The sequence below is a fragment of the Klebsiella sp. WP4-W18-ESBL-05 genome (assembly GCF_014169075.1).
GTDB lineage: Bacteria > Pseudomonadota > Gammaproteobacteria > Enterobacterales > Enterobacteriaceae > Kluyvera > Kluyvera ascorbata_B.
The window spans coordinates 3856330-3869621 of the sequence record NZ_AP022057.1; the positions used below are offsets into that span (position 1 = coordinate 3856330).

Genomic DNA, 13292 nt, shown 5'->3' on the forward strand with positions numbered 1-13292 from the left:
CAATACCGGCAGATTTATTTACGGTAGTTATATTTCGTTCGGCAAAGCAAGGAAAATCATGAGCGTGGCGCGCTGTCCCGCCTCCTGTGGGGAACTTATTCAGGGCTGGATTCTCGGCAGTGAGAAGCTGGTTTCTTGCCCGATTGACTGGTACAGCACGGTGGAAGTGCGCGACGGAACGCCGCTTGCCGACGAGCGCCCCCTGGCGCGGGCGATGCTCAACCGGCTGCTAGCCCAGTTGGGCTATCCACAGGCGCTAAGCCGTTCGCTGCGCATAGAGATTCACTCAACGATTCCGTTGGCTAAGGGAATGGCCAGCAGCACCGCCGATATCGCCGCCACCGCCGTTGCCGCCGCGCATCATCTGGGCCAGACGCTCAGCGAATCGGCGCTCGCCGCGCTATGCGTTTCGCTGGAGCCGACGGACAGCACGCTATTTTGTGCCCCCACCCTGTTCGATCATCATCACGCGCGCACGCAAATTGCCTGCCAGCCCGCGCCGCATTTCGACCTTCTGGTACTGGAAAGCCCGCTACGGCTTCGCACCGTCGACTATCACCGATTACCCCGCCAGGCGGTGCTGGAGGCAAACGCCGGGGTGCTCGATCTGGCATGGGAAAAAGTGCAAAGCGCCTGCAGACGTCAGGATGCTGGCCTGCTGGGCGAAGCGGCGACACTCAGCGCCACCGCCAGCCAGACTCTGCTGCCCAAGCCGGGGTTTGCGGCGCTGCTGGCACTGGTTGAATCATGCAGCCTGTATGGCCTGAACGTAGCGCACAGCGGCAGCGTTGTCGGGTTGATGCTCGACCGCCGCCGTCACGATGTAGAGTATCTGCGCTGGGCGCTGGGGCAACGTTCGTTAGCGGCGCACTGGCCGCAGCTGCATCTGCGAACGTCGGTATCGGGTGGCGTTCAGCTCAGTACCTGACTCAGCGCCGCCAGCAGCCGCTGGTTTTCTTCGGCGCTGCGGATGGCCACCCTGAAGTAGCGCCCGTCGAGCCCCGGGTAGTTAGCGCAGCTGCGAATTAAAATCTGCTGTTCCAGCAGCGCGTATTGCAGCTCAAGGTCGGGGCGCTCGCAGCGCAGAAACAGGTAATTGGCTCGCCCGGGGTAAACCGTGATCCCGTCAATCTTACTGAGCGCACGGTAAAAGCGCGCCCCTTCATCGGCCAACCAGCGGCGAGTGGCCTGCTGGTAGGCGCTATCGTTGAGAATCACCTCGCCGGCCAGCGCGGCGAACGCATTGATTGACCACGGCATCTGCCGCTGGCGCAGCCTTGCGACCGCCCGTTCATCGCCGTTGAGCAGGTAGCCAAGGCGCAGGCCGGGAATAGCATAGAATTTGGTCAGTGAACGCAGCACCCAGACGTGGGGATACTCCGCCAGTAGAGGAATAAATCCCGGCGCATCGGGGATAAAATCAAGGAAGGCTTCGTCGAGAATCAGCGCGATGTCCAGCGCTCGGCAGCGTTCAGCAATGGCCGTCAATAGCGTGTGCTCCGGCATCAGCCCGGTTGGATTGTTAGGCGTGCAGAGAAACAGGCAGTCGAGTTCAGCCGTCAGCGCCGGGAGAATCGCCTCGCTCAGCTGCCAGCCGTCCTCTTCGCGCAGGTAAAACGTGTCGATAACGCAACCCTGCGTTTCCAGCGCGCGACGATATTCGGCGAACCCAGGCGCAACCACCATCGCCCGGCGCGGCTGCAGACCGTTGACGAGGGTAAAAATAGATTCCGTCTCGCCGTTACCTGCGAGAATCCACGTTGCCGGAACCCCGTGATGTGCCGCTAGCGCCTGATGCAGCTGCTGATACTCAACGTCGGGATAGCGTTCCGCACAGCTTAGCTGAGCCACAATGGCCTGTTTTAAGCTCTCGGGCATACCCAGCGGATTAATGTTGGCACTGAAATCCAGCAGTTGGTCAGCGGCGACACCCATCAGCGCAGCCGCTTCACGCGTATTCCCGCCGTGGGCGCATTTCAGACGCGACATGGCAAGTTACCCGCGCCGCGCAAGGGTCGCGCCGTCGGCGAAGTAGGCTTTGATCCCGGCGAGGATGGATTCGGCCACTTCCTGCTGGAATTTGGCGGTCTTCAGCTTGCGCTCCTCTTCAACGTTACTGATAAATGCAGTTTCGACGAGGATCGATGGAATATCCGGTGCTTTCAGCACCGCAAAGCCTGCCTGCTCAACCTGGTTTTTATGCAGATTGTTAATCTGCCCCATCTTCTTGAGCACCGCTTTACCGAATTTCAGGCTGTCGGCAATGGTCAGCGACTGCACCATATCAAACATGGTGTGGTCAACGTAACGGTCGCCGCTCTTGCTCACCCCGCCGATCAAATCCGAGGCGTTCTGGGTCTGCGCGAGATATTTCGCCGCCGTACTGGTGGCCCCCTTAGTGGAGAGCGCAAACACCGACGAGCCGCTCGGCTGACGGCTGGTGAAGGCATCCGCATGAATCGACACGAACAGGTCGGCGCGCTGCTTTTGCGCCTTCGCCACCCGCACCCTCAGCGGAATAAAGATATCTTCATTGCGCGTCATGTAGGCTTTCATATTGCCTTCTTTCTCAATCAGCGCGCGCAGGCGACGGGCAATTTGCAGCACCACGTCCTTTTCCCGCGTTTTATACAGCCCCACCGCACCCGAGTCTTCGCCGCCGTGACCCGGGTCAAGCATGATTACGATTGGCCGGTCACGTCCGGCTTTCCCCGGCTGAGGCCCGCTCTGCGCAGGCGGTACCTGCTTTTCGAGGCCGTCTTTATTGTACTCTTCCAGCAGCGCCAGCAGCGGATCCTGCACATCGTTGCTGTTGGCCGGGTAAAGATCCATCACCAGACGCTCTTTGAAGCTGGCGACCGGCGCCAGGGCAAACAGCTGCGGTTTGACGTCCTGCTTAAGCTCAAACACCATGCGCACCGTCTGCGGGTCAAACTGCCCCACGCGCGCGGATTTAATAAACGGATCGTCGCCGCGGATCTGCGCGGCCATCCCTTTCAGCACCGAGTTAAGATTCACCCCTTCGAGATCGACCACCAGGCGATCCGGGTTGCTTAACGCAAACTGCCGGTACTTGAGCACGCGGTTGGATTCCACCGTAACGCGCGTGTAGCTGGACGCAGGCCAGATGCGGACCGCCACCACCTGACTGACGGCAGCAAAACCAACCTGACTGACACTTAGCAACCACATGGCGCCCGCCCCTTTTAACAGGCGGCGACGACTCAAAGACTGACTTCCGGACATGCTCCATCCCAGGCAAAAAAAGACGATTGTAATTTACGCATAATACGATTGACCGAAAACTCTAACCAATGAGGGATAAACTGTCATCTATAAAAGGGTAAACATTCGTTGGTTAAGCGAAATTCGACGCGAATTTTTGCCATCCTGAGGTAAATTCCGGCTTGCGTTTAGCGGCAAAACAGAATAAAAATACACTTATTACGAATATTCATGCATTGAGGGTTGCGCCGTGGTGAAGGAACGTAGAACCGAACTGGTCGAGGGGTTTCGTCATTCAGTCCCCTATATTAACGCTCACCGAGGGAAGACGTTTGTCATCATGCTCGGCGGCGAAGCCATTGAGCATGAGAATTTTTCCAGCATTGTCAATGACATAGGCCTACTTCACAGTCTGGGTATTCGCCTGGTGTTGGTGTACGGCGCGCGCCCGCAGATTGATGCGAACCTGGAAGAGCATCACCATCAGCCCACGTATCATAAACATATTCGCGTGACGGATAGCAAAACCCTTGAACTGGTTAAGCAGGCGGCCGGTCAGCTGCAGCTGGATATCACCGCGCGTCTGTCGATGAGCCTGAATAACACCCCGCTGCAGGGGGCACACATCAACGTGGTGAGCGGTAACTTTATTATCGCGCAGCCGCTTGGCGTGGACGACGGCATTGATTACTGCCACAGCGGGCGTATTCGTCGTATTGATGAAGAGGCCATTCACCGCCAGCTCGATAGCGGCGCGATTGTGCTGATGGGGCCGGTGGCCGTCTCCGTGACCGGCGAAAGCTTTAACCTGACTTCGGAAGAAATTGCCACCCAGCTGGCGATTAAGCTGAAGGCTGAAAAAATGATCGGCTTCTGCTCGTCGCAGGGCGTGTATAACGAAGCGGGCGAAATTGTTCCCGAGCTGTTCCCGAACGAAGCGCAGGCGCGCATCGAAGAGCTGGAGCAGGAAGGCGATTACCTTTCCGGTACCGCGCGCTTCCTGCGCGGCGCGGTGAAAGCCTGCCGCAGCGGCGTACGCCGTAGCCACCTGATAAGCTATCAGGAAGACGGCGCCCTGCTGCAAGAGCTGTTCTCCCGCGACGGTATTGGTACGCAAATCGTGATGGAGAGCGCCGAGCAAATTCGCCGCGCCACCATTAACGACATCGGCGGTATTCTCGATCTTATCGCCCCGCTGGAGCAGCAGGGTATTCTGGTGCGCCGCTCCCGCGAACAGCTGGAAATGGAGATCGATAAATTCACGATCATTCAGCGTGATAACACCACCATTGCCTGCGCCGCGCTGTATCCGTTCCCGGAAGAAAAAATTGGCGAAATGGCCTGCGTGGCGGTACATCCGGACTACCGCAGTTCATCGCGTGGCGAGGTGCTGCTGGAGCGGATAGCCGCTCAGGCGAAGCAAATGGGGCTGAATCACCTGTTTGTACTGACCACGCGCAGCATTCACTGGTTCCAGGAGCGCGGGTTTAAGCCGGTAGACGTGGAATTGCTGCCGGAAAGTAAGAAACAGCTTTATAACTATCAGCGACGGTCGAAGGTGCTGATGACGGACTTAGCATAGCGGCGCCGAACTGTCCCCTCGCCCCTATGGGGAGAGGGTTAGGGTGAGGGGAAATTCTGGCTCGGCGTTAAACCCTCACCCCAGCCCTCTCCCTTAAAAAGAGAGAGGGGGCACACCGCGCCCCTCTTCACCACTCTATTCCATCTCTGCAAAAATCGCCGACAGGCCGCTACGCCGTTCCGTACGCGTGGCAATCGCCTGCGCCAGCAGGTTTTCATCGGCATACATCGACAGCCGCGATTTTGCGCGGGTAATGGCGGTATACACCAGTTCGCGGCTCACCACCGGAACCAGCTGTGTCGGCAGAACCAGCGCCGCGTGCGTGAATTCAGACCCCTGAGATTTATGCACCGTCATCGCCCACGCGGTGTCGTGCTCCGGCAGGCGGCTTGGCTGTACCGACTTAATCGTACCATCCGGCATCGGGAACCAGACGCGCATCCCCTGCCCGCGGTCCAGTGCGATACCTATATCACCGTTGAACAACCCCAGAGCGCTGTCGTTACGGCTGATCATGACCGGGCGGCCTTCATACCAGCGCGAATGGCGCTGCGGCACGATCTGACGATGACGGGCCAGCAGTTGCTCAAACTGGGCGTTTAGCCCGCCCACGCCCCACGGCCCTTCGCGTAGCGCGCACAGCAGCTGGTACTCACCAAAGGCCGCCAGCACTTCTGCCGGGTCGGCCTGCTCTCGCAGTCGCTGTAAATAGTGACCGTAGCCGGCGCGTGCATCATCGAGCATCGCGGCATAATCATCCGTCGAGCGCAGCGGTTTCAGTTCGATATCGTGAAAACCACGGGCGAAGACTTCACCGACGGCGTTCTTGTCGCCTCGGTTCACCGCGCCGGCCAGTTGCCCGATACCTGAATCACTGCCAAAACGGTAGCTGGTTCGCAGCAGGCACAGGCTGTCACGCAGTGCGCCAGCGACCGGGCCGTCGCCCGCCGGGACCGTTGCCCCCACCAGACGGCTCAGCTGTGCCGCTCGTTCGGCGGTATACCCCGCGCTGACCCAGCTACAGATATCGCCCAGCACGGCCCCCGCCTCAACCGATGCCAGTTGGTCGCGGTCGCCGAGGAAAATCACCCGCCCATGCGACGGCAGCGCGTCAATCAGCCGCGCCATCATCGGCAGGTCAATCATCGACGCTTCGTCGACAACCAGCACGTCAAGGTGCAGCGGGTTACCCGCGTGATAGCGCATCTTCTGGCTGCCGGGCTGCGCGCCCAGCAGACGGTGCAGCGTACTGGCTTCCGTCGGTAGCATCGCCTTTTGCGCCTCATTCAGCGCGAGCTTGCGCAGCGCCGCGCCAAGGGACTCGGTTAATCTTGCCGCCGCTTTACCGGTTGGCGCCGCTAAGCGGATACGGCATTTTTCGCCCCCAGCCATCTGCACCAGCGCCGCCAGCAATTTGGCTACCGTCGTGGTTTTACCGGTGCCCGGCCCGCCGGAAATCACCGAAATACGCCGCGTCAGCGCCACGGCGGCAGCGACTTTTTGCCAGTCGACGCTTTCGCTCGCGGGAAATAGCGCGTTCAGCGTTGCGTTAAGCTGCGCGTCGTCCACTGCGAACGGCAGTTGGGTATCGTTGAAGAAGCGCGCGACCGTCAGCTCATTACGCCACATGCGGTTAAGGTACAGGCGATCGCGGCTGAGGATCAGCGGCGACGGGCGTTCGCCAGCGCTCACCGCCGCCGAGGCCAGCAGCAGCGTGGCCCAATCGTCCGGCGCATCGGCTTCGGCAAACAGCCGTTGCCAGAGTTCGCGCGCGCGGCCTTTCGGCTGCGCGACAGGCGTCAGGTGCGACAGCGGCAGGCAAACATGCCCTTCGCCGGTATCACGGCTGAGCATCGCCGCCGCCAGCATCACCGCCGGGTGTTCATCTTGTGCGACCATCAGCGCAAACTGTACGTCCAGCGGGCGAAGCAGCCGTAGTTCCACGGCTTCCAGCAAACGTTGTTCCAGCGTCATGCGTCCATCTCCTCGCCTTCTCCGGCGAACAGCGCATCCATTGCTGCGATCAGCGCCGGGTCAGGTCGGGTGGTAAAAATCCCCTGCTGCCCCGCGTCGCCGTTAACGCCGCGCAGGAACAGGTAAATAACGCCGCCAAAGTGGCGTTCATAGTCATAGTCGGCAAGGCGGTGGCGCAGATAGCGGTGCAGCGCCAGGCTATAGAGCTGATACTGCAAATCGTAGCGATGCGATTGCATGGCCTCCGCCATCGCCTGCTGGGTGTAGGCTTCGCCGCTTTCCCCGAGCCAGTTGGATTTGTAGTCCAGCAGGTAATAGCGCCCGTCGTGGCGGAAAACCAGGTCGATAAAGCCTTTCAGCATGCCGCGTACCTGGCGGAAGTCCAGCGTTGGGCAGCCTGCCGAGAGAGGATCATAGCGGCGGGTTAAGGCATCCAGCGCCAGCGGATCAAGCGGGCGGCTTATCGGCAGATAGAACTCCATTTCAACCTGTTTTTGCTTTGCACTCAATTGATTGAGCGCAATGCCCGTATCCGCCAGCGGAGCGGCCAGCACCTGAGAAATCCACGCCGTCAGTACCGGCTCCCACTCTTCGCCAAAACCGTTGCTTTGCAGTTTTTCCGCCATCCATTCCGCTGAAATGGGCTGAGTGAAGTCGAGGTCTTCAAACAGACTGTGCAGGAAGGTGCCCGGCGATGCACCCCGCGGGAAATTATGCGGCGTCAGCAGCTGCTCCGGCGGCGTTTCTGCCGTGCCCGCAGCATCAATATCCAGCCTCGGCAGCAGATCCTGCGCCACGCTGTGACCACGCTGCTGAAGGCCGGAATAGCTGGTCACCCGCCAGTCGTCCACGACGCGACGCAGCACCTGCCGCGCCGCCAGTTCAGGTGCGGGTGCTTGTGTCGCCTGCCAGCGCTCGCCGTTCGGCGGCGTCGCGAGCGTCAGCGCAATATGTTCATCGCACAGCGCGCGCAGACACGCCTCCAGGCCAGCGGCATCCCGCACTTCACCTTTCTGCATCAGCCTTCCCGGCGCGCTGTGGTGTAATTCGGAATCCGTGGGTTTATCGCTGCGTCGCGCGGTCAGCGGCGCGAGCCCCAGGCTGCAGTGCCAGACCGCTCGGGTTAAGGCGACGTACAGCAAACGCAGATCTTCAGCCAGACGCTCGGCCTCCGCCAGTTCAAGGCTTTCATCGCTTTCGTTGAGATCCAGCACCGCCGCGAACGATTCCCGGTCGTGATAAAACGCCTGCTTCTCTTTACGGAAGCGAGCGATAAACGGCAGCCACACCAGGGGATATTCCAGCCCTTTCGATTTGTGGATAGTGACTATCTGCACCAGGTGCTTGTCGCTCTCCAGACGCATCTGCTGACTGGACGCATTGGTATCCGGTTCCGCAATCTGCTGGTTCAGCCAGCGCACCAGCGCGTGCTCGCTCTCCAGTGCACTCGCCGCCTCCTGCAGTAATTCACTCAGGTGCAGAATATCCGTTAAGCGCCGCTCGCCGCCGTGGGTCGCCAGCAGATTTTCTGCCAGCGAACGCGCGCTCATCAACGCGCGAATCATCGGCATCACGCCGCGCCGCTGCCAGATAAGCCGGTAATCGCTGAACTCTTCAACCAGCGCATCCCAGGCCTGTTCATCCTGATTTAACCGTTCGATATCCCGCGCGTTGAGGCCAAACATTGCCGTCGCCAGCGCGCTGCGCAGCGTATTTTCACGCTCCGGCGTCAGCACCGCCTGCAGCACCCACAGCAGCTCCTGGGCTTCCGGGGTTTCAAACACGCTGTCGCGGTTGGAGAGATAGACCGACGGGATCGCCAGCGCGTTGAGCGCATCGCGAATCAGCGATGCCTCCTGGCGGTTACGCACCAGCACCGTAATATCCGAAGCCTGCACCGGGCGGGCGCTGTCACCGCGCCACAGCAGGGCCGTGCCGCGCTGGCCACCGTCCAGCCAGTCGCGAATCTGCGCCGCGCACTGCTGAGCCATAAAGTTCTGGTAGTCCCCCGCGCTAACGCCTTCGCCGGGCATCAGCCATAGGTTCATGGCCGGCTGATTTTCGCCGTCAAACTCAAAGCGCAGCGAGGCATTTTTCGCCGCCGACTTCACCGGCTGAAACGGAATATCACGGAACATGAAGGGGTTATCAACCAGCCCGAACAGGCGGTTGACGCTCGCCACCATGCCCGGCGCGGAACGCCAGTTGGTGTCGAGCGTGTAATGGGCGGCCACGTCGCTGCGTGCCCGCATGTAGGTAAAGATATCCGCGCCGCGGAAGGCGTAAATCGCCTGCTTCGGGTCACCGATCAGCAGCAGCGCGGTGTCCGGCTGCTGACGCCAGATACGGCGAAAAATACGGTACTGCTGCGGGTCGGTATCCTGGAATTCATCGATCATTGCTACCGGGAAACGCTGACGGATAGCGGCAGCCAGCGCCTCGCCGCTTTCACTCTCCAGCGCTTCATCCAGACGGCTTAGCATGTCGTCAAAGCCCAGTTCACCGCGGCGGCGTTTCTCACGAGCGACCGCTTCACGAATCTCTTTCATCGCCTGGGCGATGACCAAATCGTTCAGCGTCAGCGGCGACTCAAGCAGGCGCTCAATAGCACTGAACAGGGGGTGAACGGGAACCTTGCCGCCGGCTTTGGTGCGCTCGGCGAGGAACGACTGGCTGAATTTTTCCAGCGCGTCGGGCAATTGGTAGGTTTTGCTCTCTTCCTGCGCCCAGTTGCTGATCTTATCGATCCACTTTCCCTGGTTGCCACGGTTGAACTTGCGGCGATCGAGATCCGATCCTTCCAGCAGCGGCTCCAGCTCACCTACCGCCGCCAGCCACTGCTGTTTGATAGCGTTGATGTGCTCGAGGATCTGCTGATGCCGTGATGCCAGCGTTTCTGTCGTACTCAGCGGCATCTTCAGCTGCGGCGCTTCCCCTTGCAGGTAGCGGTCAATCGATTTCAGCAGATCCTGCGGCCCTTTCCACGACTCGACAATCACCTGTGCAATATCGCGGTTCAGCGGGTAGCAATGACGTCGCCAGAAGTCGGCGCAGGCCTGATAGCGTAGCTGGGATTCATCCTCAATCAGCTGCTGCTCGAACAGCATGCCGGATTCAAACGCGTTGAGACTGAGCATTCGCTGGCAGAAACCGTGGATGGTAAACACCGCTGCGTCGTCCATCTGCCGCTCGGCCAGCAGCAGCACGTTGGCCGCCTGCTGGCGGTCATCGATTTCCGCCAGCAGGCTGGCGTAGAGCGGGTTATCGGTGGCGTTGCGCAGGCAGGCGACGCGCAGCTCGTGAATATTGCTGCGAATGCGCCCACGCAGTTCTTCGGTTGCCGCTTCGGTAAAGGTGACGACCAGCAGCTCTTCGACGTTAACCTGCCGGGGAAAGGCGGCTTCTCCGCCCAGCCCCAGCAGCAGCCGCAGATAGAGTGCGGCGATGGTGAAGGTTTTTCCAGTGCCCGCAGAGGCTTCAATCAGGCGCTCACCGTAGAGGGGCAAACGCAGGGGATCAAGGGACTCGGCGGTTTCGGTCATTCGTTCTCTCGTATCGGTAAAGTTTGCTGCAACGCGCTGATGCTTTCCCATGCCTTCCAGCCCTTAGGACGCGCATAGTCCGCTTTGCCGTTCTGGCTACCGGAAACCTGCGAAAGTACCGTCATGCCCTGCGGCGCAACGACCGTCTGGTGGAAGAAATCGGCCAGCTTTTGCGGCGTTAACCGTTTAATCTGGGCCACTACTTTAGCACGTGAATCAAAGGCCATATTACCGCGATCGAAATCTTTGCTCAGCTGCGAGGCTTCATCGCCCAGCGTTTGCGGTGCCTGAAGCATGTCGGCAATCACTGCCTGCTGAATTTGCGCGAACTCTTCCGGCTTCATCACCCGCAGCTTTTGCTCAGCGGTCGGGAAGAAAGCCTTAAAGCGCTGCCATAAAAACGCAGGCTGCTTCTCGTTGCTTTGCAGCAGGAAGCCCATGCCCCACTGGCGACCTATGTTCATTGAGAAAGCAAAGACGGCGTAGCCAAGCTGCTCTTCAGTGCGCAGCTGGTTATAGAACCAGGGCTGAACAATCTGCGCCAGCATCGCGCTGGCAGCCGAGCTGGAGAACTCGTCGACGTTAGGCGGTACAAACACCGCCGCCAGCGCGGAGTCGGTGCTATTACCCGCTTTCTCGATGATAACGTTCTGCTTTTTATCAACCAGTACGTCTTTGTTGCGGCACCACTCGCTGCCGTTAGCACCAAACTGAGACTGGACCGCACGCGCCAGCGTCGTCGACTGCTCGGCGCTGAGGTTGCCAATCACCATAAACTCCGGCCGGCCGCCGGTTTTCAGGCGATCGCGGTAGGCCACAATATCCTGCAGCGTAATCGACGGCAGCAGCGCTTTACGCTCTTCACGCTGGAAGTACGGCACCTGTGAAATCATCTGTACCGGCATAATCGCCTGTTCATAGGCTTTGCCTTTGTCAGCAGAGTCGAGCATCTGCTTATACCAGGACTTCGCCTGCTCAAGCTGCTCTTCTGTTGCTGCATAGCTGAAGTAGCCCTGCAACAGCGCTTCGAAAAGCTGCGGCAAGCGCTGGGTGTAACCATTGGCATTCAGCATCAGGCCATTATTCGCACCGGTAGAGAAGCTGATGCCGCCCACCGCCGCCTGGTTGCTTAACTGGTCAAGCGCAATGCCCGCCAGATAGTCGTTCAGGGCAAACATCACCTGATTTTTCGCGCTGTCCATCGCCTGCGGGTTACGCAGGATCATGGTGATATCAGCCTTCGGCTCGCTGGCAAAATAGCGGCTCGGCATATAGACCAGGCGCAGGTTGGGCTCATCGACAATAAGCGTTGGGTGCGTAGCGGTCTTTTCGTTTTTAATCAGCGCGAAATCATCCGGAATATACGGGTTCAGCTGCGGTAAATTGAGGGTAATGCCCTCGCCCGCCTTCTGCCATCTGGCAAACGTCTCCGGCGTAATTTTATCCACCTGATAAGGCGCATCAACAAAGTAGGCCACCTTGTTATGCGGCTCTTTCTGGCTGATGTACCAGACTCGTGCATTCTGCGGCGTCATCATCGCCAGACGATCTTTGATTGCCTGTGCGTCATAGCGATCGGCAATATTGACCGCATCCAGCGTGTGCTGCACCGGCACGCGGATCATGGTATCCGCCAGCCATTCGACATAGTCCATGTCGCGGTTGATTGACGGGTAGCGGAAGTCGAGGTCCAGCACGTGCGCCAGCTCGTCGAAATAGCGTTTATCCACGCCTTTCTGGCGCAGCATCTCAAGGTAGCTAAAGATAGCCGCTACGACTTCATCGCGGTGGGCAAGGCCTTTGTCGGTTAAGGTGGCGGAAATTGCCAGTACGCCGCTGTTGCCGTTCACTACCGGGTCAGAGTCGGCACGGATCCCTTCCACCAGCCCCTGTTTTTGCAGCCAGTCGGATAGCGTGCCCGGCGTGCGGTTGCCGATAAGATAGGTGATCAGTTCGTCGGTTTTGCTGCGGAACTGCGCAGAGTTGTTATCAATACGAAACTCAACGCGCAGCACTTTTCGCGGCAGCGCCGGCACGTAGTGGATAACAATCCCTTTCTGCGCATCGGTGACGACCGGGACGGTAATTTCCGGACGCGCAATCGCTTTATCAGGGACGCGACCATAGGTCTGCGCGGCGATCTGCGCCAGCTCCGGCAGCGGTTTGTTGCTGTAGATAACCGCCTTCATCAGATTGGCAGAATAGTATTTGTCGCGGAATGCCAGCAGCGATTCGTAAACCGGGCTGCCGGGCTTATCGCTTAGCGTTTCAAGGTTGCCGCCGGAGAAACGCGCCCCCGGATGCGCCGGGTTAATGGTTTCTGCGCTGACTTGCGCCATGCGCATCCCGTCTCGGGTACGCGCCATGGTCAACTCGGCATTCACCGCATTGCGTTCTCGATCGGCGTATTTTTTCTCCAGTAGCGGCGAGGCTATGGCGTCCGCCAGGCGGTCAACGGCTCCCTGGAGTGCATCATTTTCCACTTCAAGATAGAACGCCGTCCGGTACGGCGCGGTGCTGGCATTATGGCTGCCACCGTGCAGCTTGAGAAATTCCGAGAGGCTATCGGGCTGCGGGTAATGCTTTGAGCCCATCAACGTCATATGTTCAAGGAAATGCGCGAGGCCGGGGTGTGCGTCAGGATCTTCCAGCGAACCGACCGGCACCACCAGCGCCGAGAGCGATTTTACCGCCTGGGGATCGGACACCAGCAGCACCACCATGTGGTTATCCAGCGTAATCGCCTGATACTGACGGGTGTCTTTTTCACTTTTGCGGATGGTTTCCTGAATCGGCTGCCATCCGGTGTCTGCCTGACCTACGGTCGCCCAAAGGGCGGTAACAAAAACAACGATACTCAACCAGATACTGCGGGGCATTCACGGACCTCACCATTAACAAATACAGCTGAATCTTAATGCTTATGCGGGCAGTTCCTGGCCTGGGCGCTGGCTTTGGCTGGCTGCCAC

Annotated in this window: 7 protein-coding genes; 2 read left to right on the forward strand and 5 right to left on the reverse strand. The window is 59.3% G+C overall.

What is annotated here, in order from left to right; translation table 11 throughout:
* Positions 1 to 58 precede the first annotated feature (58 nt).
* Positions 59 to 928 (forward strand): L-threonine kinase, encoded by an 870-nt coding sequence (locus H7R58_RS18390; protein WP_182930091.1) that lies wholly within the window; start codon positions 59 to 61, stop codon positions 926 to 928.
* Here H7R58_RS18390 and cobD read toward each other — a convergent pair.
* Positions 913 to 1989: a threonine-phosphate decarboxylase CobD gene (cobD, locus tag H7R58_RS18395; protein WP_182934457.1), complete on the reverse strand. Its 1077-nt coding sequence runs from the start codon at positions 1987 to 1989 to the stop codon at positions 913 to 915. The two genes, H7R58_RS18390 and cobD, sit on opposite strands and share 16 nt — an antisense overlap.
* 6 nt (positions 1990 to 1995) lie before the next feature.
* Entirely contained in the window at positions 1996 to 3246 is a 1251-nt protein-coding gene (gene amiC, locus H7R58_RS18400; protein ID WP_106925944.1) for an N-acetylmuramoyl-L-alanine amidase AmiC, read from the reverse strand.
* A gap of 229 nt (positions 3247 to 3475) precedes the next feature.
* Between amiC and argA the strand changes: the two genes are divergently transcribed.
* A complete protein-coding gene (gene argA / locus H7R58_RS18405) occupies positions 3476 to 4807 on the forward strand; it encodes an amino-acid N-acetyltransferase (RefSeq protein ID WP_106925942.1) in 1332 nt (443 codons plus the stop codon).
* Between the two features lie 135 nt (positions 4808 to 4942).
* Here argA and recD read toward each other — a convergent pair whose 3' ends face one another.
* From recD to ptrA, 3 genes are read right to left on the reverse strand one after another with little or no spacing between them, the layout of a single operon-like run.
* Entirely contained in the window at positions 4943 to 6781 is a 1839-nt protein-coding gene (gene recD / locus H7R58_RS18410) for an exodeoxyribonuclease V subunit alpha (RefSeq protein ID WP_182930089.1), read from the reverse strand.
* Positions 6778 to 10323: an exodeoxyribonuclease V subunit beta gene (gene recB / locus H7R58_RS18415; RefSeq protein WP_182930591.1), complete on the reverse strand. Its 3546-nt coding sequence runs from the start codon at positions 10321 to 10323 to the stop codon at positions 6778 to 6780. Before recB ends, recD begins: the two co-directional genes overlap by 4 nt.
* A complete protein-coding gene (gene ptrA, locus H7R58_RS18420) occupies positions 10320 to 13202 on the reverse strand; it encodes a pitrilysin (RefSeq protein ID WP_182930088.1) in 2883 nt (960 codons plus the stop codon). The genes recB and ptrA overlap by 4 nt, the downstream gene beginning before the upstream one ends.
* Positions 13203 to 13292 lie beyond the last annotated feature (90 nt).